Consider the following 25,944-nt stretch of genomic DNA (forward strand, 5'->3'; position numbering starts at 1 on the left):
AGCCCGCCCTACCCCGTCTGTCGGCAACACCTCGGTAACCGGTTTCCCCGGGACGGAGGCTAGCAGCGGGGGAGCGGCCCGGTACGCCGTGTCCGTCGGCTCAGGGGCTACGGCGAGGCCTTCGGCCCAGGGCATACGGCGAGGCCTTCGGCCCAGGGGCTTCAGCCCAGCGTCTTCGCGATCGCCGAGATCGCCTCGGGTCCCACCCGGCAGCACCCGCCGATCAGCCGGGCCCCGGCCGCCCGCCACCCCTCCACCTGCTCGGTGGTGAACGTCGACCGCCCGGTCCAGGCCCGCGCCGACGCGTCCCAGGTCTCGCCGCTGTTCGGATACACGACGACGGGTTTGCCCGTGGCCCGGACAGCCGTCTCGATCGCACCGTCCACGTCGTCGGGCGAGCAGCAGTTCACACCCACGGCGACGACCTCCTCCACGTCCGCGGCGAGCGCGAAGGCCTCCTCCAGCGGCTGCCCGGCGCGGGTGCGGTCGCCGTCGACGGTGTACGACAGCCAGGCGGGCACCTCCAGACCGCGGATCGCCCGCAGCAGCGCCTCGGCCTCGTCGGTGTCCGGGATCGTCTCCAGGGCCAGGACGTCGGGGTAGGTGGCGGCCAGCGCCTCCAGCCGGGGCCGGTGGAACCGTTCCAGCTCGGCCACGCTCAGCCCGTACCGGCCCCGGTACTCGGAGCCGTCCGCGAGCATCGCCCCGTACGGGCCGACCGAGGCCGCCACCAGCAGGGGGCGCGAGATGCCCCTCGCCTTGGCCTCCACCGCCGCGTCCACGGCCAACTCGACGCTCAGGGACATGAGTTCGGCCGCCCGGTCGCGTCGGATACCGCGCTTGGCGAAGCCCTCGAAGGTGGCCTGGTAGCTGGAGGTGATCGCCACGCTCGCGCCCGCCTCGAAGTAGGCGAGATGGGCCTCGGTGATCGCCTTTGGCCGCTCGGCGAGGAGCCGCGCCGACCACAGCTGGTCGCTCAGGTCGTGACCGGCCGATTCGAGCTGGTTGGACATACCGCCGTCGAGGACGAGCGCATCGGCCGCGAGGGTCGCGGCGAAGGGGCCGACACGGGGACCGGGGATGCCGGGGAAGCCGGGCGTGTTGCTGGTCATGCCCTCGACGGTAGTCGAGCCGCGGAGGTGGGCCCACCCGATTGTGTCCAGTACATGAACAGATTGACCACCATGTGGAACGCGGCGATACGATCGCGCCCTCCCCGTCCCCATCACACCGCAGCCCCCGGGAACCGCCATGACCACCACCAGCACCCCCGAGGCCACCGAGCCCGAGCCGAACCCGGTTCCGGCCGACGGGACGGCCTCGGCGACGAACGCGGCCGCCCCGGGCCGCACGTTCGGCCTCACCGCGGCCACCGCCCTCGTCATGGGCAACATCATCGGCGGCGGCATCTTCACCCTCCCCGCCGCCGTCGCCCCCTACGGCACGGTCAGCCTGCTCGCCTTCGGGGTCCTCTCCGTGGCGGCCGTACTGCTGGCGCTGCTCTTCGGAAAGCTGGCCAGGCGCAGCCCCGTCACCGGCGGCCTCTACGTCTACCCGCGCGACGCCTTCGGCCCCTTCGCGGGCTTCCTGTCGGCCTGGTCGTACTGGACGATGTGCTGGGTCAGCATCGCCGCGCTCGCCGTCGGTGTCGTCGGCTACGTCGACGTGCTGATACCCCTGGGCGACAGCAAGGCCGTCCTGGCGCTGGTGGCCCTGGCCGCCCTGTGGCTGCCGGCCGCCGCGAACTTCGCGGGCACCCGCTACGTGGGCGCCGTGCAGATCGTCTCCACCGTGCTGAAGTTCATACCGCTGCTGCTGGTCGCCACCATCGGCCTGTTCTTCATCGACACCGACAACTACGGCCCCTTCAACGCCTCCGGCGAGAGCGCCCCCGGCGCGCTGGCCGCCGCGGCCGCCCTCCTCCTCTACAGCTTCCTGGGCGTCGAGTCGGCCGCCGTCAGCGCCGGCGAGGTCCGTGACCCGGAGCGCACCGTGGGCCGCGCCAGCGTCCTCGGCACGCTCGCCTCGGCGCTGGTCTACATCCTCGGCACGGTCGCCGTGTTCGGCCTGGTCCCGCACCAGGAACTCGTCGAGTCCGGGGCGCCCTTCGCCGACGCGGTCAACTCGATGGCCGGCGGCACCTGGGGCGGCACGGTGATCGCGCTGGTCGCCGTCGCCTCGATCGTCGGCTGCCTCAACGGCTGGGTCCTGCTCAGCGCCCAGATGCCGTACGCCGCCGCCCGCGACGGTCTCTTCCCCAAGCCCTTCGCCCGCGTCGGCAAGGGCGGCGTCCCCGGCTTCGGCGTCCTCGCCACCGCCGTCCTCGGCACGCTCCTCATCGTCGTCAACTACGCGGACGACCCGGACACCGCCTTCCGCGTCCTGGTCCTCATCACCACGTTCACCGGCTGCGTCCCGTACCTGCTCTCCGCCGCCGCCCAGCTCTACTGGCTGGCCAGGGGCACGCGCGAGCGGGTCCGCCCCGCCGGCCTGGTCCGCGACCTGATCGTCGCCGCCCTCTCCTTCGCCTTCTCCTTCTGGCTGATCGCCGGCGCGGGCTACGCGGCCGTCTACCAGGGCGTCCTGTTCCTCTTCGCCGGCATCCCGGTGTACGTCTGGCTGCGCGGTCGGCAGGAGGAGCCGGGGAAGGCCCGTACCGAGGCCGAGGCCGAGGCCGGGCCCGAGGCCGACACCACCACGGCGTAAGCGCGCGGCACGAGACGGGCGGGCGGCCGCTGACCCCCGTACAGCGACCGCCCGCCCGAGCTTTGTCTCATCCAGGGATACGCCGGTCTCAGCCCGTGGCCGCGTGCCGGCCGCCCCGGCGCCGGTTGTTCCTGCGGCGCCGGCTGATCGGTACCAGCAGCCCGGACAGCAGGCCGACGGCGAGCGCGTACGGCCACCAGCCGAGGCCGCTGTCCGCGGAGGCGGCGGCGTTCTGTGTACGGGCGTCCTGCGCGCCGGGGCCGGAGTCGGAGCCCGCGGCGGTCTTGACGGTCGGCGACGGACCCGCCTTCGTCTCGGTCAGGACGACGTCGTTGCCGTCGCCGCCCCGGTAGCTGATCCGGTACGTGTTGTCGGCGAGCTTCACCTTGGCGCCCTCGCGGAGCCCGGTGAACGTTCCGGTGTTCCCGCCCTTGCCCCGGTGGTCGAGCACGGTGATGCTCTCGCCGGGTCCGCCGACGGCGGCCAGGGCCGCGAAGTCCAGCCCGCCCGCCAGCCGCACCGTCCCGTGCACCTTCAACGGCCGCTTGCGCAGCACCAGTTCGCCCTTCCCGGTCTGGGTGTAGCCCCCCGTCACCGTGAGGCCGGCCACGACCACGCCCTCGTTGGTCACCGCCCCCTTCACCGTGCCCTTGCCGGACAGGGACCTGGTCACGCGCAGCCCGGCGGTGCCCACGTCGAGCCTCGCGCCGGCGGTGGTGAGCCGAATGGTCCTGCTGCGGGTGAGAGCCGCCCCCGAGCGGAGCGCCAGCGTGCCCTTGGTGACGGTCGTCGCCCCGGTGTACGTCACCGCGCCGCCCGTCAGCGTTGTCGTGGCCGCACCCGACTGCGTGAGCGAGCCGGTGCCGCCGACTCGCGACAGGGTCACGGGCTTCGACACATTGCGGACGATCAGCGAACCGTTGTTGACCACCTTGTAGAGGTCGCCCTTGGTGTACAGCCCGCCGTCGCCGCCGGACTGGCCACTGCCCAGCCGCAGCACCGCGCCCTTCTCGACCGTGGTGGAGCCGTTGTAGTACTGGACGGCGGCGAAGGTGACGTCGTTGCCCCTGGTCCCCTTGATGACGATGTCCCCGGCGCCGGGCGTGGAGAGCGTGTCGTGGAAGCGGCCGCCGCCGATGGGGGCGCCCAGCGTCACCGGGCCGTTGTAGTCGAACGTGAGCAGCGAACGGGACCGGGCCGCCAGCAGGTTGATGTAGACCGTCTCGGCCGTGCCCGGCATGAAGATCCTGTTCGTGGTGCCGTCGCCCCACTGGACGTTGGCGCCCTTGATGTTGGTGCCGCGCTTGTTGACGTTCTTGCGTGCGGGCGTCCAGTTCAGGGCGGGGTCGCTGAGCGAGGGGTTCGTGTCGCCGCCCTGGTCCGACCAGCTGTACTGGCCGGTGAGGATCACCTTGCTGCCGGGCCGCGACTGGACGTTGATGTCGCTGCCGTACTCGCGCTGGTAGAAGTCCATGCCCTGGGTGACGGTCTGGCCCAGCGGGGTGTCCACGGTCCAGGTGCCCTGGTTCAGGACCTTGCGCGCGTTCGGCAGCGAGGTCGCGAACTCCGGGCGTCCGGCGTTCACGCCCGTGCCGTTGTCGATGACACCGGTGAAGGGATGGGTGCCCGACAGGTCCCAGGTCGCCCAGAGGAACCTCGGCTGGGTGACCAGGCCGGAGCCGCTGATGGTTCCCAGGTTGTACTGGACGTTCTTCAGGGCGAGCCGCAGGGTGCCGTCGACCCGGATGTTGTTCTGGTTGAGCCGGAACGCCGGGGTGCCGTACGGATAGTGGCCGATCACGCCGGTCGAGCCGCTGTCGCCGTACTGGAGGGTCGCGCCCTTCGCGACGGTCACGGCCGGCGGGTCCGGGTTGGCGACGGTGACGTACGGGTGGTTCCCGCCGAGCGTCTTCACCACCTGCCGCTGCCGGGACTTCGGCAGGGTGAAGTCGCTGTCCCTGGTGAGGACCAGTGTGCCGGTGCCGCGCACGGTGAGCGTGCCGGTACCGCTGAACACACCGCCGTACGTGGTCGTCCCGGACGGCACGGTCACCACCGTGTCCCCGGTGAGCGTGACGTTCCGCCCTGCACGGACGTCGGAGGTCACATCGCGGGGGCCTGCGGCGGTCGCGGTCGGGGCGCCGAGCATCAGGGCGGTGACCGCCAGGGCTCCGGCGGCCGCCGCTGTCTTGTGGGTTTGGCTGCGCACGTCATCGGAGACGCGCCGGGGCTCACCCGATAACAGAAACTTCGCCGTGTCCGGCTTCTTCGCGTCGGTTCGTTCCTGTGAGCTTGTGTTCGTCATGCCCGACCCGTTGACCTCGGCGTAACACGCCCTTACCTTTCAGCCGTTCGGAATGACTGATCTTGTGCGAAATGCCGAACGAATCTGTTTTCTTTTGTCTCCCCCCACGTGCAGCACCATCTGCAGAGAGGCAGACCGCGTGAGCCGCGAGCACGAACTCCCCGAACCCCCCAACCGCAGGCTGCTCCTCAAGGGCGCCCTGGCCGCCGGCGCCCTCACCACCCTGCCCGTCGGCGTCGCCCAGGCGTCCACGCCCCAGGCCTCCACGTCCCAGGCCTCCGCTTCCCGCCCGGCGTACGCCAACCCGCTGGTCCGCAACCGCGCCGACCCGCACATCAACCGGCACACCGACGGCTTCTACTACTTCACGGCGACCGCGCCCGAGTACGACCGGATCATCCTGCGCAGATCCCGCACGCTGCGCGGCCTGTCGACGGCCGACGAGTCCGTCATCTGGCGCAAGCACGAGACGGGTGTGATGGGCGCGCACATCTGGGCGCCGGAGATCCACCGCATCGACGGCAAGTGGTACATCTACTTCGCCTCCGCGCCCGCCGAGGACATCTGGGCGATCCGCATCTGGGTCCTGGAGAACTCCCACCGGAACCCCTTCAAGGGCACCTGGGTCGAGCGCGGCCAGTTGAAGACCGCCTGGGAGACGTTCTCCCTGGACGCCACCACCTTCACCCACCGGGGCTCCCGCTACCTCGCGTGGGCGCAGCACGAGCCCGGGATGAACAACAACACCGCGGTCTGGCTGTCGAGGATGGCCGACCCGCTGACCCTGACGGGTCCGCAGGTCCGGCTCACCACACCGGAGTTGGACTGGGAGGTCATCGGTTTCAAGGTCAACGAGGGGCCGTCGGTCATCAAGCGCAACGGCCGGCTCTTCATGACGTACTCGGCGAGCGCGACCGACTTCAACTACTGCATGGGCCTGCTGACCGTCGACGCGGACGCCGACCTCATGGAACCCGCCAACTGGTCGAAGTCCCCGACACCGGTCTTCACCAGCAACGACACCACCAAGCAGTACGGGCCGGGCCACAACAGCTTCACCGTCGCCGAGGACGGCCGCACCGACGTCCTCGTCTACCACGCCCGCCAGTACAAGGACATCGTCGGTGACCCGCTCAACGACCCCAACCGGCACACCCGCGTCCAGCGCCTCGGCTGGAAGCCCGACGGAACCCCCGACTTCGGAGTCCCCGTCGCCGACGCGGCCACCCCGAACAACGGTAAGGAGAGCTGAGATGAGACGTGCGTACGCGATGCTCCTCGCGCTCTGTCTGGCGCTGGCCGGCGCCCTCGTCACCGCCGGCCCCGCCCAGGCGGCGCCGCAGACGATTCCCAACGGCACCCAGTTCACGGACACTTCGGGCAACGCCCTGCACGCCCACGGCGGCGGGGTCATCAAGGTCGGCTCGTACTACTACTGGTTCGGCGAGAACCGGAACTCCGACAACACCTTCAAGTACGTGTCGGCGTACCGCTCCACGGACCTGAAGAACTGGGAGTTCCGCAACAACGTCCTGACCCAGGCCACCGACCCCGAGCTGGCGACCGCCAACATCGAGCGGCCGAAGGTCATGTACAACGCCTCCACCGGCAAGTTCGTGATGTGGATGCACAAGGAGAACGGCACCGACTACAGCGAGGCCCGCGCGGCCGTCGCCGTCTCCGACACCGTCGACGGCAACTACACCTGGCAGGGCAGCTTCCGCCCGCTCGGCACCCACATGTCCCGTGACATCACCGTCTTCGTGGACACCGACGGCACCGGCTACATGATCTCCGCGGCCCGCGAGAACTACGACCTGCAGATCTACCGGCTCACCGCCGACTACACCGGCATCGCCGCCCTCGTCGCCGACCCCTGGCACGGCGGCCACCGCGAGGCGCCCGCCCTGTTCAAGCGGGGCGGCGTCTACTTCATGCTGACCTCGGGCGCCACCGGCTGGAACCCCAACCAGCAGCAGTACGCCACCGCCACCAGCATCGCGGGCCCCTGGACGGCCATGGCCAACGTCGGCGACTCCACGACGTTCGGCTCGCAGACCGCGTACGTCCTCCCCGTGCAGGGCACCTCGACCACCTCGTACCTCTACCTGGGCGACCGCTGGGGCAACGCCTTCGGCGGCAAGGTCAACGACTCCCGCTACGTCTGGCTGCCGCTGACCTTCCCGACCTCCACCACGATGTCCATGTCCTGGTCCCCGGAGATCACCGTCGACACGGCCACCGGCACGATCAGCGGCACCAGTGCCACGTACAACACGCTGATCGCCCGGCACTCCGCCAAGTGCGCCGACGTCACGAGTCAGTCGCTGTGGGCGGGTGCCCAGATCAAGCAGTACGCCTGCAACAGCGGCAACAACCAGAAGTACTGGTTCAAGTCCGTCGGCAGCGGCTACTACCAGCTGATGACCCGTCACAGTTCCCTGTGCGTGCAGGAGAACGCCACCACCGTCACCCAGGAGAACTGCAACTCCTCGGCCACGAACCAGCAGTGGTCGCTGACCACCACGGGCAGCTACGTCAAGGTCGTCTCCCGCGCGAGTGGCGAGTGCCTGGACGTGAACGGCGCGTCCACCGCCGACTCGGCCGCGATCATCACGTACACGTGTGGCAGCGGGACGAATCAGCAGTGGACGCGCGGAACATGACGGACTCTCAGCCCAGGAGGTCGATCGCGTCGATCGACGTCCCCGCACTGAGATAGGACGTCGCCCCCGAACCGCTCACCACGTTGATCCTCAGCACGTTGTACTGACTCGTGTCCGCCAGCCAGGCGGACGCCGGGACGCTGTAGGTGAACGTGTGGTTGTTGCCCCGGTAGGACCCGTTCGTCAGCGACCGGGTGTTCGGCTGGGTGGGCGGGGAGGGGATCGCCGAGGTCCAGGTGTCGTTGACGACGACCTGCGGCCGGCCGTTGGCGTAGGCCGTCGTCACACCGATGCGCAGGGTGTGGGCGGCGGCAGCCTGCGCGGCGGTCAGCCGGAAGTAGACGAGGAGACCACTGTTCACGTCCTTCCAGAGGTAGCAGGGGAAGGCCGAGGTCTCGGTGCCGCTGCCGATCACCACGTTGCCGGTCCAGGAGGCGGCCCGGACGTCCGACGGATGCGCGTACGTCATCAGGTCGGCGTTCTTGAAGCCGCTCGGCGTGCCGTTCCAGTCGTTGATCCGCCAGATCGCGCCCGCGTTGGACGGGTCGTTCGTGGACGGGATCGCGATCGAGTTGAGCGTCGTCGTACCGCCCGCCGTGACCGTCACGGAGGTCGTGTACACCGCCAGCTCACCCTTGAACACCGTGAGCGTGTACGTCCCCGGAAGCACCCCCGCGATGGAGAAGTAGCCGTCCGACGCCCGTGCCGAACCCCAGTACTGCGCCGTCGAGTTGGCGAGCCCCACCGTGTACGCGTACGACGTGTTCCGGCCGGTGATGCCGACGCCCGCCACCCGGCCCCGGCCGCTCGCGGAGGTGTACCCGGACAGGCCGAGAGAGTCCGCCCACGGCGTGGTCAGTGTGCCCGGGAACAGCGACGAGGAGGGCGCCCCGCCGTCCGTGAAGGCGATGACGTACGGGCCCTGGAGGCCGAACCGCTGCTCCTCCGTCTGGTTCTGGCCGTAGTACAGGATCTCGTAGAGGCCGCCGCCGTCCGCGCTCTGGTGGCGCAGCAGGGAGCGGTAGAAGGGGCCGCCGGAGGCCTTCTCGTGGTTGCTGCGGACCATCCACAGGCCGACGCTGCCCGTCTTCCAGCCGATGTAGTCGTAGTCCATCACCCGGAGCCTGGAGTAGTGCTTCGAGCGGGTCTGGCCGTCGGACTTCGCGAAGACGTCCGAGGCCTCGATGGTGGTGGGCGCGTAGGTGTACGAGTCGGGCTCGTCGTTGAGGAACAGGCCCGCCTTCACGCGCACGATGTAGCGGGTCGCCGAGACCGAGGTGTCGGCCTTGTTGGTCCACAGGTAGATGTTGTTCTCGCCGCTGCGGGCCGCGTAGTAGTGCTTCAGCGTGCCGTAGGTGACGGAGACGAGGATGGTCGAGCCGGACTGCCTGATGCTGACGGTCGAGCTGCCGAGGCCGGACTCGATGTGCGAGTTCATGCCGCCGTAGCCCTGGTACTCCGTGCCCCGGTAGACGAGCGAGGACAGGTCGCCGTTGCTCTTCCTGACCTTGAACACGAGGTTCGCGCCGGTGTCGATCACGTAGTTGGTGCCGTCGTCGGTGTAACCGAAGGCCGCGGCGCGGGCGGTGCCGGCCAGCGGTCCGGCGAGCGCGGCCCCGACGGCCGTGGCGGCGGTGCCGGCGACGAAGCCGCGACGGCCCAGGCCGGGCGAGGCCGGTCTGTCGGCGGAGGTGGAGGCGGAGGTGGGGGTGGGGGTGGAGGCGGAGGTGGATTCGGACATGGGGGTCCTCCTCGTGAGGCGTGGGGGGAGTGCGGGTGATTCGGAAGGGTGACAGTTGAATCGTTTTCGCGAAAGGGCTTTCGCCGCAGGGAAGTTGGCAATCTTGTGAAAACCGGCTGACATCTAGAAAGCGCTTGCCAGACGATGTACCGTCCAGCCGCCGGGTCATGTCATTCCTCGGGAGGAGCCGCAATGAGACGTTTCACCATCGCCGCGCTGACGGTGGCGACGACCCTGGGCACCGTTCTCACGGCCGTACCGGCCGAGGCGCACCGGGGCCGACCCGCGCTGGGCCTGGAGAACTGCGCCGAGAACGCCTGCCACTTCGACGTCCCCGCCGGCACGTACGACGTGACCGTCCGCCTCGGCGGCGCGACGGCGGCGAGCACGAAGGTCACCGGCGAGACGCGCCGCACGCTGCTCGCCGAGACGGTCACCCAGGCCGACGAGCCCGTCTCCCGCAGCTTCACCGTCGACGTCCGCACCCCCGAGGGCGAGCCGACCGGCGCCGAGGGCACCCCCGGCCTGGACCTCGTCATCGGCGGCGCGGCGCCCGCCCTCGCCGACATCCGCGTGACCCCCGCCCAGCGGGCCCGTCAGATCTTCCTCGTCGGCGACTCCACGGTCTGCGACCAGCCCGGCGACCCGTACTCCGGCTGGGGCCAGCAACTCCCGCAGTACCTGCGCAAGGGCGTCTCGGTCGCCAACTACGCCGACTCCGGCGAGAGCACGGTGTCCTACCTCGCCGACTCCCGGCTGTGGGCCACGGTCCAGCCGAAGATCCGGCGCGGCGACCTGGTCCTGATCCAGCTGGCCCACAACGACAAGCAGACCGACGAGGCCACCTACCGGGCCAACCTCGAAACCCTGGTCGCGGGCGTCCGCGAGAAGGGCGGGAAGCCGGTCCTGGTCACCCCGATCGTCCGCCGCTGGTTCAACTCCGACGGCACCCTGAACAACGGCACGGCCCTGCTGGTCAACGGCCTCGGCGTCGACCACCCGGCGGTCACCCGCGCGGTCGCGGCCGCCCATGGTGTGCCGCTGGTCGATCTCACCGCGAAGACGAAGGCGCTGGTCGAGTCGCTGGGCACCGAGGGTTCCAAGGCGCTCTACCTCTACAACGAGAAGCGCGACAACACCCACACCTCGGTGCACGGCGCTACCGTCTACGCCGACCTCGTCCGCGACGAACTCGTCGCCCAGGGGCTGGTCCCCGAGGGGCGGACCAGGGTGGGATGAGACCCCTGGGGCGTTCCGACCGGAACCGGGGCGCCCCAGGTTTGTACGCGGGAGGGGGCGGGTGGTTTGGGTGCGTTGGCGGGTGCGGGTGCGTCGTGGTTGCTCGCGCAGTTCCCCGCGCCCCTGAAAAGCAGGGGCTGCGCCCCATGCTTCTCGGCCCGCAGCCCTGCCGATCCAGGCCCGCAGGGGCCTGGTCTCTCAGGGGTGCGGGGAACTGTGCGAGAAGCCCCACGCACCCGCACTCGACAACGCACCCAGCCACCCCGGCCCCTCCCAGTCAGAAAGCGCACCACATGCCCTCCCAGCCCCACGACGACCGCACCCTCAGCCCGTACACCGGTTACACCCGCGCCCACTGGGAGGCTGCCGCAGACTCGCTGCTGGCCGCCGTGGAGCCGTACGCGACCGCCGACGGGGCCCTGTACCACCTCCCGGGCGACCGGACCAGCTGGTCCGGCCGGCTCTCCGACGGGCTGGAGGGGTACGCCCGTACGCTGCTGCTCGCCGCCTTCCGCCGCGACGAGAAGGCGCTCGCGCGGTACGCGGACGGACTCGCGGCCGGGGTCTCGGGCGTCTGGCCGCGCATCGAGGACCGCGGTCAGCCCCTGGTGGAGGCCGCGTCGATCGCCTTCGCGCTGCGTGTGACGCGCGACCTGCTCTGGGACCGGCTCGACGACGGCGTCCGTCAGCGGGCAGCGGCCTGGCTCGGCGACGCGCTCACCGCCGAACCCTGGCCCTGTAACTGGGAGTTGTTCCCGGTGACGGTCGGCGGCTTCCTCGAAGAGATCGGCCATGAACCGGAGTTGGCGCGCCGGGTCATCGACGAGCGGCTCGACCGGATCGAGCAGTGGTACGTCGGCGACGGCTGGTACACCGACGGCGACGGCCGCAAGTTCGACTACTACAACGGCTGGGCCATGCACCTCTACCCGGTGCTGCACGCCTGGCTGGCCGACGACGAACGCCTCCTCGCCCGCTACGGAGACCGCCTGTCGGCCCATCTCGGCGACTACGCCCGGCTGTTCGGCGGCGACGGCGCCCCTCTGCATCAGGGCCGCTCCCTCACCTATCGCTTCGCGACGACGGCTCCGCTCTGGCTGGGCGCCTTCACCGGCCGTACGCCGCTGTCGCCGGGCGAGACGAGGCGGCTGGCGTCGGGCGCCCTCAAGTACTTCCTCGACCGGGGCGCGGTCGACGACCGTGGCCTGCTGTCGCTGGGCTGGCACGGCCCGAACTCCGCCGTACTGCAAGGCTATTCGGGCCCCGCCTCCCCGTACTGGGCCAGCAAGGGCTTCCTCGGCCTGCTGCTGCCGCCGGACCACGAGGTGTGGACGGCGACCGAGGAGCCGGGGCCGGTGGAGCGGGAGGACGGGCTGCGCCCGGTGGGGCCGCCCAACTGGCTGCTTCAGTCCACGCGTTCGGACGGCCTGGTCCGCCTCCACAACCACGGCAGCGAGGACGTCCGCTACGACCCCTTCTACACGCGGCTCGCGTACTCGACGGTGACGGAGCCCGTGCCTCTGGCCGAGCCTGCCGGGACGTACGACAACAGCGTGATCGTCGGCGGTGACGCGAGCCGTGCCGGCATCGAGCCGCTGGGGGTGGGGGTGGGGTGGGCCGCCTCCCGGCACGCGGTCGGTGAGGAGCCCGGGGCCGGAGTGCGGGTCACCAGCCTCGTCGTGGCCCGGGGCGCGGCCGAGGTCCGCGCCCATCTGGTGAGCGGAGCGGCGCCCGGGACACCGGTACGGGTCACCGGATGGGCGGCGACAGAGGGCGTTCAGGTCGAACTCCTCCCCGTTCACGGCCTGTCGGACACGGACGGCGGCCCCGGCCTCGCCGGCGAGATCGGCGAGGCCGACGAGGCCGCCACCCTCTTCGTGGCCCTCGCCCGCCTCACCGCCGACCCCGACCCCCTGCCGCTCCCGGAACTGGTGTCCGTGACGGTGGAGGGGGCTCACGACGTGGTCGTGACGTGGGCCGACGGCGAGCGGGCGGCGTTCCGCTTCGCCTTCGACCGTGGAGCTACGGCTTCAGACGGGCGATCTTCAGCGTCTTCGTGGTCGGTGACGCCCCGTTGAGGGCGGTCGTGTACGACGGGGTGACGGGCGCGTAGGCCCAGGTCAGCGTCCCGTCCTTCAGGACCGCGATGTCGCCGGAGATCCGCGCCTTGACGACCTTGTCGGCGCCCTGGAGCTTGCCGCTCCAGTCGACGAGGCGGAAGTGTGTGCCCGAGAAGGTGCCGGTGCAGGTGCCGCTCGCGCACTTGGCGTTCTTCAGGGTCTCGTAGGAGACGAGGAGCCGGTTCTTGCCGTACGGGGCGACGCGCACGTTGACGTGCTCGGTGCCCTTGGCGGAGGTGAGGTAGACCGGCTTGCCCGAGGGCGTGTTGCGGTTCTTCAGGAACGCGACGGCGACCTGGTGCGTGCTGGTCTTCGGCTTGACCGTCCAGCCCCGGCCGCTGGAGTCGTCCGGGTTCTTCTTGGCGGAGGCGGCGCCGCGCGAGGCGAAGGCGGTGGCGTAGCGGCCGGTGGAGGACTTCACGAGGTCGCCGGTGCGGCCCGCGAAGGTGCCGCCGCAGTAGCCGGCCCAGCACTGCTCGCGCTGGACGACGGGCGCGTTGTCGGGCGCGGCTATGCCGGTGGAGACGAACAGGCCCGAGCGCCAGTCGTCGAAGCAGAGGGAGGTGAAGTCGCCGCTCGTCTCGGCGCGCAGGGCTATGCCCTCGTTGTGGGAGCAGCCCCAGCCCCAGCCGCCGCCGAGCTTCTTGCCCTGGGGGTTCACATACGCCAGCTTGTCGCCGAAGTGGCCGTCGGCGAAGCCGCCCGCGCCGTGCACGACGAAGTAGGCGCCGTACTTCTTGCCGTTCCAGGCGAGCTGGCCGTCGAGCAGCGGGGCCGTGTCGTCGGAGGAGGCGCCGGTCAGCTTGGTGCGCCAGGCCTGCTTGCCGTTCCGGTAGCGGATCAGCGCGGCGGCCGTCTCCTTCCACTTGTTGGTGTCGGCGACCCGGGTCAGCAGCGCGAACCCGTCGTTGTGCGCGACGAGCCCCCCGATCTCCTTCGTCCCCTTGACGACCGAGTCGGCGCCCGCGCGCTTTCCGGCGGCCGTCAGCGGGGTGACGTGGACACCGTCCGACGCGGGCCAGGCGACCCGCAGCGTGCCGTTCGGCGCCACGGCCGTCGCCGTCCGCGTCCACTCCCGGCTGTTGTTGTAGCCCGCCGAGAGATAGGGGAACTTCGCCGACAGGCTCACGGTCGTGTGCGTGACGGTGAGATCACCGGCCGCGGCGGTGGGCGCGGGCGCGGCCCCGGCGGTCGCGTACCAGGCGCCCGCCAGCACGGACGCTGCCACGAGCGAGCCGATGACGGGCTTGCGCGCGAGGTGGCGACGACGGTGTCCGGACGGGGCGGAGGGGGCGGGTGTTGCAGGTGTCATGTTCTGTGGTCGCCGCCGAGGGACGGAAGGTTGCCGTCGGGGCGGCAATTGTTTGAGTCCTCAAGATTCCTCGCGGGGGCACACGCCGGGACTACGCCCCCTCGGGACTACGCCCCCTCGGGACTACGCCCCCTCGGGACTTTCCCGGGGCCAGTGCGTGAGGGCCAGATGCAGCGCCTCGACGGCCTTGTCCCATGACCGTCGTACGTCCCGGGGCGCGCCGAAGCTGCCACCGGCCTCCAGGGCGCAGAAGCCGTGGAAGGTGCTGCGCAGCAGTCGTACGGCGTCCGTGAGGTCGGGTTCGTCGAGGCCGTACGCGCGGAGCATGCCGTAGGTGATCTCGGCGGTACGGCGGAAGCCGGGGGAGGCGGCGACGACGTCCTGGTCGACGCGGATCTGGGTGGCCGCGTACCGGCCGGGCCGCTCCAGCGCGTACTCCCGGTAGGCGCCCGCGAAGGCGGCCAGCGCGTCCTTGCCCGCCCGCCCGGCCACGGCGGCGGTGATGCGGTCGATCAGCTCGCCGCCCGCCAGCAGCGCGACCCGCGTCCGCAGATCCTGGAGGTTCTTGACGTGCGAGTACAGACTCGCGTCCTTCACCCCGAAGTGCCGCGCCAGCGCGGACAGGGTGACCCGCTCGAACCCGACCTCGTCCGCGAGATCGGCCGCGGCCTCCACGACCCGGTCGACGGTGAGCCCGGCACGGGCCATGGAGACCACCTCTTCACCTCGGAGACCCAGGACGCCAAGGCTACCGCCTGGTGATCAAGGGCTCGGAGGCCCTGTGGCCGAGGGGTCGCAGGTCAGCCGATCGGGGCGTACAGCACGCCGAGCTTGTCGATCTCGGTGCCCGCGCGGCCGGTGAAGCCGACGATCTGCCAGCCGGAGGGGGCCGTGAAGGTCTTGGTGTCGGAGGTGGCCGTGCCGGAGGAGAGGGTGCGGCCCTTGTCCGTGCCGAAGGCGGCGGAGAAGATCCGGGTGCGGCCGTCCTTCTGGCCCTGCGTGAGCTTCACGGAGGTGAGGTGCTCGCCGGAGGCCAGGGTGAGCGAGGCCGCAGTGCCGCCCGTACCGCCGTGGGTCAGCGTCGTACCGCCGTCGTGGGTGAGCGAGACCGCGTCGAGACGGGAGCCGCCGCGCAGGGTCAGCGTGCGGGGCGAGACCGTCGAGGGGAGGTTGTCCGCGTCGTTGTACGCCGTGCCGTGCGGACCGCCGAAGAAGTCACCGGCCCTCAGGCCCGAGTTGAGCTTCCAGGAGAAGTCGACCGTGTGCGGGAAGTGGTCGGAGAGGTTGCCGCCCGCCGAGTCGAGGAATGTCGCCCAGTCGTTGTTGTAGCGGTTCGCGGTCAGGTCGACCACGTTGCTGTCCCGGTAGAAGACCTTGTCGACGACCTCGCAGTCATTGGTCGGGGCGGTCGTCGGGCAGACCAGCGCGTCGGCGCCCAGAGCCGGGGCGACACCGCCCTTGATCAGCTGCACCCACGGGTCCGTGAGCCCGTTCTCCGACACGAGCGAGCGGATGTTGTCGCCCGTGCGCGTGTAACGGGTGTTGGTGTCACCCATGACGATCACCGCGTTGCCCGCCGAGTTCGCCTTGATGAACTCCGAGAGCTGCGTGACGTTCGCCCGGCGGGCGGCGAGGGCGGCGTCGTCGGAGTCGGCGTTCGTGTGCACGTTGTAGAGGTCGACGAAGACGCCCTCGTCGAGCCGCACCCGGGCCAGCGAAAAGCCCTTCGGGGTGAGGCAGTTGGTGCCGGTGCAGTTGTTCCACTTCACCCGCTCGAAGTCCTCGAACGCGTAGTCCGAGAGGGTGTTGAGGCCGTCGCCGAACGGCACCCCGCCGCTGGTCGCCGTGCGGTACGGGTGGTTGTCGCCCGCGTACAGCGCCGCGTGGTAGTTGAAGTCCTCCTGCACGTTCACGATGTCGTACGCCCCGAGGCGCGGCGAGATCAGCGGGGTGTTCGTCGCCGGCTTGCCGGAACTGAGCCCCTCCGGGAGGCCGGCGACGTTGTACGTCAGCACGTTGAACGTGCCGCTGGTGGCGGCCGCCGCCGGCGTCGCGCCGGTGGTGGCGAGGCCGGTGACGGCCAGCGCGCCGGCGGCGAGGATGCCGAGCAGTCTTCTCGTGGGGCGTGTGGAGCCTGTGGGACGCATGGGACTCGTGGGGCTCATGGGGCTCTCCGGAGGGCGCGGGGGAAGATGAGCGGTGCTCAGGTTCGATCGCCATCAGTGTGACGTGCAAGGCCAGTTGGGGAAACAGTGAGGGACGTGGCGATCCGCCCTATCCAGGGAACCCGGCGGCCACTCCTTGATCTTTCGACGTTCATGTTTCGCCTCGATCCTCCACAGGCGGCGCGGTAGTCGCGTCGCGGAAGGCAGCCGCGGAAGGCAGCGGCATCAGGAGGCGTTTCATGGGACACGGACACGCGCACGGTCACGGGCATCACCACCACGGACATGACCACGACCATGAGCACGAGGCACCGGCCGCCCTCCCCGCCGCCTTCGACACCTCTGTGCCCGACGAGGCGCTGACCCCCGAGCAGCAGTCCCGCCGCACCCTGCTGCGCCGCGCCGGCCTGCTGGGGGCGGGCCTGACCGCCGCGAGCGTCCTCGGCCAGGCGGCGGCGACCGCCCCCGCGTACGCGGGCACGAACAGCCGTAAGCGAGGCGGCTTCCTGTGGCTGGCCGGTGACCACCACATCCACACCCAGTACAGCAACGACGGCAAGTACCGCGTCGTCGACCAGGTCCGCCAGGGCGCCAGGCACGGCATCGACTGGATGGTCATCACCGACCACGGCAACGCCACCCACGCCAGGATCGGCGTCGAGAAGGTCAACCCGGACATCAAGGAGGCCCGGGCCGCGTATGAGGACACCCTCGTCTTCCAGGGCCTGGAGTGGAACATCCCGGCCGCCGAGCACGGCACGGTCTTCGTGCACCCCGGCAAGAACGAGGTCGCCGTCCTCAAGCAGTTCGAGACCGACTACGACGGCAGCGTGAAGGGCGCCTCGGACTCGACGCCCGCCAACGAGGCGCTCGCCATCGCGGGCCTCGGCTTCCTCGCCGAGCAGGTCCGGCGCCGCAAGGTCAAGGACGCCCTGATGCTCGCCAACCACCCCGCCCGGCGCGGTGTCGACTCCCCGCACGAGATCCGCGGCTGGCGCGACGCGACCGGCGCGAGCGGCCGGATAGCCGTCGGCTTCGAGGGCGCCCCCGGCCACCAGGCCGCCGGCCTGCCCGCACCCCTCGGCATGGCCCGCGCCCGGGGCATCTACGACAACAACCCCAGCGCCAACTCCTTCCCCGGCTACCCGCTGGAGAGCTACCGCACCTGGGGCGGCTTCGACTGGATGACCTCCACCGTCGGCGGCCTGTGGGACAGCCTCCTGGCCGAGGGCAAGCCGTGGTGGATCACCGCCAACTCCGACTCCCACCAGGTCTACGCGGACACCGCCGTGCGCGGCGGCCCGGACAGCGACTACGCGGCCAACGGCAAGCACACCGACCCGGTCCACGGCGGCAAGATCGACATTACCCAGGGCGACTACTGGCCCGGCCAGTACAGCCGCACCCACGTCGGCGCCGACGGCTTCACCTACGCCGCCGTGATGGAGGGCATCCGCGCCGGCCGTATCTGGGTCGACCACGGCCAGCTCATCAGCGGCCTCGATGTCCGCCTCTCGGGCGGCGGCCGCTGGGCCACCCTCGGCGGCGCCCTGCACGTCAAGAAGGGCACCAAGGTCACGCTCACCGTCGACGTGGCGCTCGCCGGTGGCCCCAACTGGGCCGGGTTCGTACCGAAGTTGGCCCGCGTGGACGTCATCCGGGGCGATGTGACGGGCACGCCCGCCGACAAGGACACCTTCACCGCGCCGACCGCGAAGGTCGTGAAGTCGTACGAGGTGAACAAGTCCACCGGCCTGGTCCGGCTCACTTACGGCCTCGGCCGGGTCGACCGTCCGCACTACGTCCGCCTGCGCGGCAGCGACGGCAACCGCTTTGCCGTCGGCCCGATGGGCGCGGCCGTCGACCCGGCGGGCCCCGCCATCGATGTCGTCGGCGACGCCGACCCGTGGCGCGACCTGTGGTTCTACGCCAACCCGGTGTGGGTCCTGCCCTCATGACGCCGTACGCCCTCTCCGTGGACGCCGGGGTCGGGGACCTGCGCGCGGCCGACCACCTGCTGCACACGCTGGCCGCCGAACTCGCCCTTCCCGAGGGCGTGTTCGGCTGTACGCACCTGGTGCGCGGAGACCGGCCACGCGTCGCCCTGTCCCTCGCACTCCCGTCGGAGCCGCTCCCGCGCATCGCCCGGGAGCGGCTCACGGCCCGGGGGTACGAGGTGTCACCCGGCATCCCCGACCCGATGGGCCGCGCGGTGCTCTACCCGGGCGTCTCCTCCCTCACCGGCACGCTGACGATCGCGGAACTGCTCTCCCGCTCCGCGATCGCCCGCGTGACCGTCCTGGGCTCACCCGGCCCACCGGCCCCGGAGAACGAACTGGCGACACGGGATCACGTACGTCCGCACTGGCACGAGGGCGAACTCGTCCTCACCGCCATGCCTGCGGCCGGTGGCGTCCTGGTGCCGTTCGAGGTCCCTGATCCGACGCCGTGCTGCGCGGACCCCTGAGCGGGAAATGCGCATAAAGGGGTGCCCGAAGGCCGTTGGGAGAACTGTGCAACCATTCTCTCCCTTGTGATCCATGTAAGGACAGGGTGCTTTGCGCCCGCCCTATGGCCTTCATTCCGATTCGTGCATTTTTCGGAGCGTTCGAATTGACAACCCTTGACAAGAGCAGACGTGTTCGCCGGAGTGCCGGCGCACGAAGATCCGGTGCGATGACGCTGCGCAAGGCCGCGGCGATCGCCGTGACCGCGGGCACCGTACTGCTGGCCACGCCCGTGGCCTCACCCGCGCAGGCGGCCGCCGCGCCCACGGTCAGCGCCAAGGGCGCCTACCTGCTGGACAACGCGACCGGCACCAAGCTGTTCAGCAAGTACGGCGACACCAAGCGGCCGATGGCCAGCACGACCAAGATCATGACCGCCCGCGTGGTCCTCGGCCAGACCGGTCTCGACCTCGACCGCAAGATCACCATCAGGCAGGCCTACCGCGACTACGTCACGGCCGAGGGTGCGAGCACCGCGGATCTGAGGACGGGCGACCGTGTGACGGTCCGGCAGTTGCTGTACGCGTTGATGCTGCCCTCGGGCTGCGACGCCGCGTACGCCCTCGCCGACACCTTCGGCACGGGTGACACCCGCTCCGCGCGGGTGAAGTCGTTCATCGGCAAGATGAACAAGAAGGCCGCGGACCTCGGTCTGACCAACACCCACTTCGACTCGTTCGACGGCATCTCGACGGCCGGCGAGAACTACACCACCCCGCAGGACCTGGCGAAGCTGGCCCGCAGCGCGATGAAGTACTCGACGTTCCGTACCGTCGTGAAGACGACGAAGACCGTGCGCTACGCGACCACGAGCACCGGCGGCACCCGTACCTACACCTGGTACAACACCAACCAGCTGCTCGCCTCCTACTCCGGCGCCAACGGCATCAAGACCGGCACCGGCACATCCGCGGGACCGTGTCTGGTCTTCTCCGCCACCCGCGGTGACAAGACCGTCATAGGCGTCGTTCTCAACGACGGCTACCGCTACACCGACGCCGCGAAGATGCTGGACTACGGATTCGGCACCAGCACCGCGTCGAGCATGCAACTGCGCCCGCTGCCCACGGGCGCACAGCGGGACTGACCGGGCGCCAGAGGGGACCCGGGAACGCACGCCGTTCCCGGGCCCCGTGCCGTGCGGGCGCCGACGCACCTCCCCTGTGCGGATCGGCGTCCTCGAACGCCTGCGGCGACACGGGCCCGCGACGGCCACCCGCCGCATGTCCGCGCGGCAGCATGCCGGTACCGGTACCGGTGCGGCTGAGGAGGATGCGTGAACGGGCTGATCTCGCTGGTCGGCGTGGCGGTGGTGCTGATCATCCTGCGGGACGTGTTCCACACCCTGTGGCACCCGACCCGCCACGGAGGACTGAGCCGGATCGTCATGACGGCCCTGTGGCGACTGTCCTCCCGCACCAGTCCCCATTGGCGTGCCACGGGAGTGGCCGGGCCGCTCGGCGTGGCGGGCGTGGTCGCGATGTGGACGTGCGGCGTGGCCCTGGGCTGGGCGGTGGTGTACTGGCCGCACATGCCGGAGGGCTTCGTCTTCTCGAGCGCCCTGGAGCCGACCCAGCACTCCCGTCCGGTGGACGCCCTCTATGTCTCCCTGGTGACCGTGGCCACCCTCGGCCTCGGCGACATCACCCCTGCCGAAAGCTGGCTGCGGATCGTGGCACCGCTGGAGGCGCTGGTCGGATTCGCGCTGCTGACCGCCACCGTCTCCTGGGTCCTCGGCATCTTTCCCGCGCTCGCCCGGCGCCGGACGCTGGCGCTGCGCATCTGCCATCTGCGCCGGGCCGGGCTCACCGACGAACAGCTCGACTCCGAGGCGGGAGCCCCCGTACTGGACGCGCTGGCCGCCGAGATCGCCGGCGTCAGCGTGGACTTCGCGCAGTACCCGGAGTCGTACTACTTCCACGACGGGACCGGCGACACCTCGCTGGCGCTGAGCATCGGCCACGCCGCCGCACTCGCCGAGCGGACCCGGCTGGCACAGCACCCCGGTGCTCGCATCGCGTCCCTCGTCCTCGCCGCCGCGCTCGACGACTTCGCCACCGTGCTCGACGAGCGCTTCCTGCACACGGGGAAGCCCCGACCGGAGATCCTCGACGCCTACGCTCGTGACCACGGCGCCGCCCCGCCGGACAGTCACGCGGCCCGCTGAACGGAGAGGCGGGGCATCCGCCGGGACCTGCTGGACCCCGCCCACGACGGACGCACCCTAGCGTCCGTGGCGGGGCACGGGACACGGCTGGACGAGCCCCGCGATCTCCGCTCCGTGCTGATCCCACGCGCCCCACTGCTCGCCCGTCATCGCTCTTCCACGGTGCGACAGCGGCCGGTCGGCGTGATCGCCGACCGGCCGCTGTACGGGCCAACTGCCTTCCTACGCCGTTGTCGAGAACACGAACGAGAACTCCGCCGGCCCCGCCGTCAGGTGGTACTCCGGGAGTGGCCCCGGCCCGCAGGACTGGGAGCCGACGCCCATCTGGCCGTGGTCGAGGTTGACCCACACCGTGTCACCGGACTGAAGGTCCGTCAGATGCCCGGCCACGTCCAGCTGTTCGGTGGTCCAGCGGCGGGCCGTGAACGAGAACTCCGGATCGCCGTCGATGCGCAGTCCGCCCAGCTCCGCCCAACGTACGTCGGGACGGGCGCCGTTCTCCTGGGGGCGGACGTACGGGGTCTGCAGCTCGTCGACCGTGGAGTGGTGACGGCGCACCATGGACGCCGACTTGGTGTCCGGGTAGCCCTCGCCGGGACCGCCGCCGTACCACTTCACGGCGTCCGCCGACGACAGTCCGAAGCGGATGCCGAGCCTCGGCAGCGGCACGGTCCAGTCGCCCTCCGGGTCCACCGACACGGTCAGCTTCAGCCGGGTGTCGTCGGCTGTCCACCGGTAGGTCGTGCGCAGACCGACCTCCCGCGCGGCCGGCGCCACCCGCGTCCGTACGGTTAGCGCGTCGGCGCCCAACTCAACTCCGTCCAGGCGGTGTTGCACGCGATGCAGGCCGAGCTCCCGCCACAGCTTGCTGTAGCAGGTGTTGCCGTTCCACGCGCCCTCGTCGTTGTCGGTGGTCGCCCGCCACACGTCCAGGCGCAGCCCGGTCACGTCAAGGCCGCCGATGGTCTTCAGCGCGCCCGTACGGACGTCGAAGGAGGCCGGGCCGAGATGGATCAGCCTCTCGCTCGCCGTGGGACCGTCGCCAGGCGCCACGGTCGGCAACGGCCTTTCCACGACCGGCAGTTGGGCCCACGCCACCTGGTGGTCCTTCCTGCCCCACGCCGTGTCCTCGGCCAGCAGCGCCCGTACGGTCCACAGCGCCTCGCCCGCCGGTCCGCCGGTCGGCGGCTGCGGCAGCTTCACCTCGGCGGACTCGCCGGGCTTCAGGGCGGGCACCGACAGGGTGCCCGCCTCCACCGTCTTCCCGTCGATCTCGTACGCCCACTCGAAGGCCAGCGAGGACAGATCCGCGAAGTCGAACGCGTTGCGCACCCGGACCGTGCCGGCCGAGCCGTCGCCGTCGATACGGACGGGCTCGATGACCTTCTTGAACTCGATCAGGCCGGGGGACGGCGTCCGGTCCGGGAAGATCAGGCCGTCGCAGACGAAGTTGCCGTCGTGCAGCTCCTCGCCGAAGTCGCCGCCGTAGGCGTAGCCCAGCGTCGGGTGCTTGACGCCGTGGTCGATCCACTCCCAGATGAAACCGCCCTGGATGCGCTCGTGCGCCTCGAAGATGCGCTGGTAGTCGGCGATGCCGCCGGGGCCGTTGCCCATGGCGTGCCCGTACTCGCACTGGATGAAGGGCAGCTGCCGACGCTTGTGGGTGCCGCCGTCCAGGCGCTGGCCGATGCGCTCGGTCTCGGCGTGGTCGGCGTACATCCGGGAGTAGATGTCGGTGTCGCGGCAGTCCCAGTCGCCCTCGTAGTGCACCAGGCGCGAGCCGTCGCGGCCGTGGATCCACTCGGCCATGGCGGTGAGGCCGCGGCCGGTGCCGGCCTCGTTGCCGAGGGACCAGATGACCACCGAGGGGTGGTTCTTGTCGCGCTCGACCATCCGGGCCGCGCGGTCCAGGAGGGCCGGGGTCCAGCGGTCGTCGTCGACGGGGTTGTCCCGCCAGTTCTGCTCGGTGAAGCCGTGGGTCTCCAGGTCGCACTCGTCGATCACCCAGAGGCCGTACTCGTCGCAGAGGTCGAGGAAGGCCGGGTGAGGCGGGTAGTGCGAGGTGCGGACCGCGTTGAGGTTGTGCCGCTTCATCAGCAGCACGTCCTCGCGCATGGTCTCCAGGTCGAGCGCGCGGCCCATCGTGGGATGCCACTCGTGCCGGTTGACGCCCTTGAAGAGGATCGCCTTGCCGTTGACCTTGAGCAGGCCGTCCTCGAGGACGACCGTCCGGAAGCCGATCCGCAGGGGGACCCGCTCGCCCTCGGTGACCAGTTCACCGTCGTACAGCCGAGGCGTCTCGGCGGTCCACGGCTCCACCGGCACCGTCACCGCCTCGCCGGTCGCGACATCGATGTCGAGGGCGGGCACGAGGACCCGGCCGTCGACGTCGGAGTCGACACGCAGGGTCCCGATGCCGCCGACGTGGTCGTAGGAGGCGTGCACGAAGAAGTCGAGGGCGCTGCCCGCCGGGCGGTGCAGCAGAGTGACGTCCCGGAAGATGCCGGGCAGCCACCACTGGTCCTGGTCCTCCAGATAGGAGCCCGCCGACCACTGGTGGACCCGGACGGCGAGGACGTTCCCCGCCGGCTTCAGCAGGTGCCCGACCGCGAACTCGTGCGGCAGCCGGGACCCCTTGAACTCACCGATGTCCGTGCCGTTCAGCCACACCCGGGCGCAGGACTCCACGCCGTCGAAGCGCAACACCGCCCCGCCCTCGGTGAGAGCGGGCCACCCCTCCGGCAGGTCGAAGAACCGCAGATGGTCACCGGTCGGGTTCTCCGACGGCACCCTCGGCGGGTCCACCGGGAACGGGTACAGGTGGTTGGTGTAGATCGGCGCCCCGAAGGCCCCGTCGCCCTGCAGCACCCAGTGGCCCGGCACGGCCACCTCGGCCCAGCCGCCCGCGTCGAAGCCGGGGGCGGCGAACGAGTCGTCCTCGGCGTCGACGGTGGGAGACAGCCGGAAGCTCCAACTGCCGTTCAGCGACAGGGACTGCGCGTCGGAGGACGCGTACCAGGCACGGGGCGGCAGGGCCCCGCTGCCCGGCGAGACGTCCTCGACGTAGTCGACGGATGTGCCGGTGGTGCTGCCGGTGCTGCCGGTGGTGCGGAAAGACATCGGTCTCCTTGCTGATTTCCTAGCCCTTGATGCCGGTCTGCGCGATGCCCTGCACCAGCCAGCGCTGGAGGAAGAGGAAGACGAACACCAGGGGCAGGATGGAAATGGCCGTGGCCATGAAGATCAGATGGAAGTTGACGGTCTGGCCGGTCGTGTAGTTCGAGAGCGCGACCTGGACGGTCCACGCGCTCGGGTCCTGGCCGATGACCAGGGGCCACAGGAAGGAGTTCCACCCGCTGATGAACGTGATCGTCGCCATCGCGGCGAAGAAGTTCAGCGAGTTGGGTACGACGACCCGCCAGTAGGCGCCCATGTAACCGAGCCCGTCCACGCGTGCCGCCTCCTCCAGCTCCTTGGGGAACCCCAGGAAGTACTGCCGGAACAGGAAGCAGGTGAAACCACTGAAGAGGCCCGGAATGATGAGACCCCGGTAGGTGTCGATCCAGCCGAGGGACGACACCAGCACGAAGCTGGGCACGAAGGTCACGGCGGTCGGGACCATCAGGGTGCCGAGGACCATGTAGAAGACCTTGTTGGCGTGCTGGTACGGGATGCGGGCCAGGCCGTAGCCGGCCAGCGAGCAGAACAGCAGGGTGCCGACGGTGTGCAGGACGCCGACGACCGCCGAGTTCCACAGCGAGCGCGCGAAGTCGACCGACGGGTCGTCGAACGGCTCGCTGACGTTGCCCCACTGGATGTCGGTGGGGAACCACTTCCATTCCTCGCCCGTGATCTCCGGGTCCGTCATCAGCGCGTTGCGGACGATCAGATAGAACGGGATGAGGAAGAGGAGCGCGGCGATACCGGTGGCGAGGTAGAGACCGGTCGAGCCGATCACGCTGCCGCTCCGGACGCGACGCGGCTTGGCCGAGACGTCGACCCGGTCCACTCGGTCCGACGGAGGTGTCGTGGTGGTGGTCACTTGGACTCCTCACCCCTTCCGAATCCCATGAACTTGCCCTGGAGCAGGGTCACGAGGCAGATCAGTACGGTGAGGATCAGCGCGCCCGCGCTGCCCGCGCCGTAGTCCTGGCTGTCACCGAGCGCCTTGTAGTACAGCTCGACCAGCGGCGGTCTGCCCCACGTGGTCTTGTTCAGCAGGTTGAAGAACTCGTCGAAGGCCTGGTACGCCGCCACGAGCAGCAACAGGATCACGGCGGTGGAGGTCGCCCGCAGCTGCGGCAGGGTGATGTGCCAGAACGTCTGCCAGCCGGGCTTGGCGCCGTCGATCGAGGCGGCCTCGTACAGCTCCTGCGGGATGTTCTGCAGGGCCGCGATGAAGAGGATCATGTAGAAGCCGGCCTGGAGCCAGAGGCGTACGGTCAGGATGACCAGCCAGTACCACGGCGGATCGGGGCTGGCCAGCCACGCGGTGTTGTCGATGCCGAAGAGGCTCAGGAAGGTGTTCAGCATGCCGAAGCGGACACCGCTGAAGATGGACATCTTCCAGACCAGCGAGGCGGCGACATAGCTGACCGCCGTCGGCAGGAAGAACACCGAGCGGAAGAACGCCCGCATGAACCGCAGCCGGTTCACCATCAGCGCGAGACCCAGCGAGGTTCCCCAGGTCAGCGGCACGATGAAGACGGCGAAGATCGTGAAGGTGACGAGGGAGCGGATGAACTCCTCGTCGGTCAGCATCGTCACATAGTTGTCGAGGCCGACGAACTCGCTCGGTGTGACCGTGAAACGGGCCTCGAAGAACGACAGATACAGGCTCCACAGGATCGGCAGATAGACGAAGATCGCCAGGCCGATCAGGAACGGCCCGGTGAAGAGCCAGAAGTTGAAGGTGGGGGAGCCCCGCAGCCCCCGCCGCGGCTTGGCCGGGGAGGCCTTCGCCGGGGCGGGGCTGGAGACGCCGTCCTTGGTGATGGTCGACATGTCGTGAGTACC

At 70.3% G+C, this 25,944-nt stretch carries 18 protein-coding genes; 9 read left to right on the forward strand and 9 right to left on the reverse strand.

Annotation, left to right across the window (positions count from 1 at the left end; translation table 11 throughout):
• Positions 1-161: 161 nt before the first annotated feature.
• The gene (gene mmuM, locus OG272_RS38150; protein WP_327727290.1) at positions 162-1,112 is read right to left on the reverse strand and encodes a homocysteine S-methyltransferase; all 951 of its coding nucleotides are present in this window, start codon (positions 1,110-1,112) and stop codon (positions 162-164) included.
• Between the two features lie 139 nt (positions 1,113-1,251).
• Here mmuM and OG272_RS38155 point away from each other — a divergent pair, with 139 nt between their 5' ends.
• A complete protein-coding gene (locus OG272_RS38155) occupies positions 1,252-2,706 on the forward strand; it encodes an amino acid permease (protein ID WP_327727289.1) in 1,455 nt (484 codons plus the stop codon).
• An 88-nt stretch (positions 2,707-2,794) separates the two neighbouring features.
• Here OG272_RS38155 and OG272_RS38160 read toward each other — a convergent pair whose 3' ends face one another.
• Positions 2,795-4,915, reverse strand: coding sequence for an autotransporter (locus tag OG272_RS38160; RefSeq protein WP_405895594.1), 2,121 nt, complete (start codon positions 4,913-4,915; stop codon positions 2,795-2,797).
• A gap of 235 nt (positions 4,916-5,150) precedes the next feature.
• On the opposite strand from OG272_RS38160, the gene OG272_RS38165 reads away from it, so the two are divergent.
• Positions 5,151-6,263 (forward strand): glycoside hydrolase family 43 protein, encoded by a 1,113-nt coding sequence (locus OG272_RS38165; protein WP_327727288.1) that lies wholly within the window; start codon positions 5,151-5,153, stop codon positions 6,261-6,263.
• A 1-nt stretch (position 6,264) separates the two neighbouring features.
• Entirely contained in the window at positions 6,265-7,677 is a 1,413-nt protein-coding gene (locus OG272_RS38170; RefSeq protein ID WP_326575515.1) for an RICIN domain-containing protein, read from the forward strand.
• A gap of 7 nt (positions 7,678-7,684) precedes the next feature.
• Here OG272_RS38170 and OG272_RS38175 read toward each other — a convergent pair whose 3' ends face one another.
• Entirely contained in the window at positions 7,685-9,418 is a 1,734-nt protein-coding gene (locus tag OG272_RS38175) for a rhamnogalacturonan lyase B N-terminal domain-containing protein (protein ID WP_405895595.1), read from the reverse strand.
• A gap of 192 nt (positions 9,419-9,610) precedes the next feature.
• Between OG272_RS38175 and OG272_RS38180 the strand changes: the two genes are divergently transcribed.
• Positions 9,611-10,657, forward strand: coding sequence for a rhamnogalacturonan acetylesterase (locus tag OG272_RS38180; RefSeq protein ID WP_328224253.1), 1,047 nt, complete (start codon positions 9,611-9,613; stop codon positions 10,655-10,657).
• Between the two features lie 293 nt (positions 10,658-10,950).
• Positions 10,951-12,735: a DUF2264 domain-containing protein gene (locus OG272_RS38185; protein ID WP_328224254.1), complete on the forward strand. Its 1,785-nt coding sequence runs from the start codon at positions 10,951-10,953 to the stop codon at positions 12,733-12,735.
• Here the strand turns inward: OG272_RS38185 and OG272_RS38190 are convergent.
• From OG272_RS38190 to OG272_RS38200, 3 genes are all read right to left on the reverse strand, one after another.
• A complete protein-coding gene (locus OG272_RS38190; protein ID WP_327727282.1) occupies positions 12,680-14,089 on the reverse strand; it encodes a hypothetical protein in 1,410 nt (469 codons plus the stop codon). The genes OG272_RS38185 and OG272_RS38190 overlap by 56 nt on opposite strands.
• A gap of 123 nt (positions 14,090-14,212) precedes the next feature.
• Entirely contained in the window at positions 14,213-14,797 is a 585-nt protein-coding gene (locus OG272_RS38195) for a TetR/AcrR family transcriptional regulator (protein WP_405895596.1), read from the reverse strand.
• A gap of 92 nt (positions 14,798-14,889) precedes the next feature.
• Positions 14,890-16,254: a jacalin-like lectin gene (locus OG272_RS38200; RefSeq protein ID WP_327727281.1), complete on the reverse strand. Its 1,365-nt coding sequence runs from the start codon at positions 16,252-16,254 to the stop codon at positions 14,890-14,892.
• A gap of 239 nt (positions 16,255-16,493) precedes the next feature.
• Here OG272_RS38200 and OG272_RS38205 point away from each other — a divergent pair, with 239 nt between their 5' ends.
• The 4 genes from OG272_RS38205 (at position 16,494) to OG272_RS38220 (ending at position 20,928) form a co-directional block, all read left to right on the forward strand.
• Positions 16,494-18,212, forward strand: a complete 1,719-nt coding sequence (locus OG272_RS38205) for a PHP domain-containing protein (RefSeq protein WP_327727280.1) — start codon at positions 16,494-16,496, stop codon at positions 18,210-18,212.
• On the forward strand, positions 18,209-18,721 hold the full coding sequence (locus OG272_RS38210; RefSeq protein ID WP_327727279.1) for a hypothetical protein: 513 nt from the start codon (positions 18,209-18,211) through the stop codon (positions 18,719-18,721). Before OG272_RS38205 ends, OG272_RS38210 begins: the two co-directional genes overlap by 4 nt.
• Before the next feature lie 209 nt (positions 18,722-18,930).
• The gene (locus OG272_RS38215) at positions 18,931-19,848 is read left to right on the forward strand and encodes a serine hydrolase (protein WP_328224255.1); all 918 of its coding nucleotides are present in this window, start codon (positions 18,931-18,933) and stop codon (positions 19,846-19,848) included.
• Positions 19,849-20,037: 189 nt separating this feature from the next.
• A complete protein-coding gene (locus tag OG272_RS38220; RefSeq protein ID WP_326575496.1) occupies positions 20,038-20,928 on the forward strand; it encodes a potassium channel family protein in 891 nt (296 codons plus the stop codon).
• A 222-nt stretch (positions 20,929-21,150) separates the two neighbouring features.
• On the opposite strand, the gene OG272_RS38225 is transcribed toward OG272_RS38220, so the two are convergent.
• Genes OG272_RS38225 through OG272_RS38235 form a run of 3 tightly spaced genes read right to left on the reverse strand, consistent with a single transcriptional unit; the run spans position 21,151 to position 25,932 of the window.
• Positions 21,151-24,048, reverse strand: coding sequence for a glycoside hydrolase family 2 TIM barrel-domain containing protein (locus tag OG272_RS38225; protein ID WP_405895597.1), 2,898 nt, complete (start codon positions 24,046-24,048; stop codon positions 21,151-21,153).
• 19 nt (positions 24,049-24,067) lie between these two features.
• A complete protein-coding gene (locus tag OG272_RS38230) occupies positions 24,068-24,970 on the reverse strand; it encodes a carbohydrate ABC transporter permease (protein ID WP_326575492.1) in 903 nt (300 codons plus the stop codon).
• Positions 24,967-25,932: a sugar ABC transporter permease gene (locus tag OG272_RS38235; RefSeq protein WP_327727276.1), complete on the reverse strand. Its 966-nt coding sequence runs from the start codon at positions 25,930-25,932 to the stop codon at positions 24,967-24,969. Before OG272_RS38235 ends, OG272_RS38230 begins: the two co-directional genes overlap by 4 nt.
• Between the last annotated feature and the right edge of the window lie 12 nt (positions 25,933-25,944).

Origin of the sequence: Streptomyces sp. NBC_00104 (genome assembly GCF_045160825.1) — a bacterium.
Lineage (GTDB): Bacteria > Actinomycetota > Actinomycetes > Streptomycetales > Streptomycetaceae > Streptomyces.

Excerpts from the sequence above, each read along its gene's own strand:
- OG272_RS38155 (WP_327727289.1), top strand. The coding sequence starts at position 1,252 with ATGACCACCACCAGCACCCCCGAGGCCACCGAGCCCGAGCCGAACCCG.
- OG272_RS38200 (WP_327727281.1), bottom strand. The coding sequence starts at position 16,254 with ATGAGCCCCACGAGTCCCATGCGTCCCACAGGCTCCACACGCCCCACG.
- OG272_RS38190 (WP_327727282.1), bottom strand. The coding sequence starts at position 14,089 with ATGACACCTGCAACACCCGCCCCCTCCGCCCCGTCCGGACACCGTCGT.
- OG272_RS38175 (WP_405895595.1), bottom strand. The coding sequence starts at position 9,418 with ATGTCCGAATCCACCTCCGCCTCCACCCCCACCCCCACCTCCGCCTCC.
- OG272_RS38180 (WP_328224253.1), top strand. The coding sequence starts at position 9,611 with ATGAGACGTTTCACCATCGCCGCGCTGACGGTGGCGACGACCCTGGGC.
- OG272_RS38215 (WP_328224255.1), top strand. The coding sequence starts at position 18,931 with ATGACGCTGCGCAAGGCCGCGGCGATCGCCGTGACCGCGGGCACCGTA.
- OG272_RS38170 (WP_326575515.1), top strand. The coding sequence starts at position 6,265 with ATGAGACGTGCGTACGCGATGCTCCTCGCGCTCTGTCTGGCGCTGGCC.
- OG272_RS38185 (WP_328224254.1), top strand. The coding sequence starts at position 10,951 with ATGCCCTCCCAGCCCCACGACGACCGCACCCTCAGCCCGTACACCGGT.
- OG272_RS38225 (WP_405895597.1), bottom strand. The coding sequence starts at position 24,048 with ATGTCTTTCCGCACCACCGGCAGCACCGGCAGCACCACCGGCACATCC.
- OG272_RS38235 (WP_327727276.1), bottom strand. The coding sequence starts at position 25,932 with ATGTCGACCATCACCAAGGACGGCGTCTCCAGCCCCGCCCCGGCGAAG.
- OG272_RS38210 (WP_327727279.1), top strand. The coding sequence starts at position 18,209 with ATGACGCCGTACGCCCTCTCCGTGGACGCCGGGGTCGGGGACCTGCGC.
- OG272_RS38195 (WP_405895596.1), bottom strand. The coding sequence starts at position 14,797 with ATGGCCCGTGCCGGGCTCACCGTCGACCGGGTCGTGGAGGCCGCGGCC.
- mmuM (WP_327727290.1), bottom strand. The coding sequence starts at position 1,112 with ATGACCAGCAACACGCCCGGCTTCCCCGGCATCCCCGGTCCCCGTGTC.
- OG272_RS38205 (WP_327727280.1), top strand. The coding sequence starts at position 16,494 with ATGGGACACGGACACGCGCACGGTCACGGGCATCACCACCACGGACAT.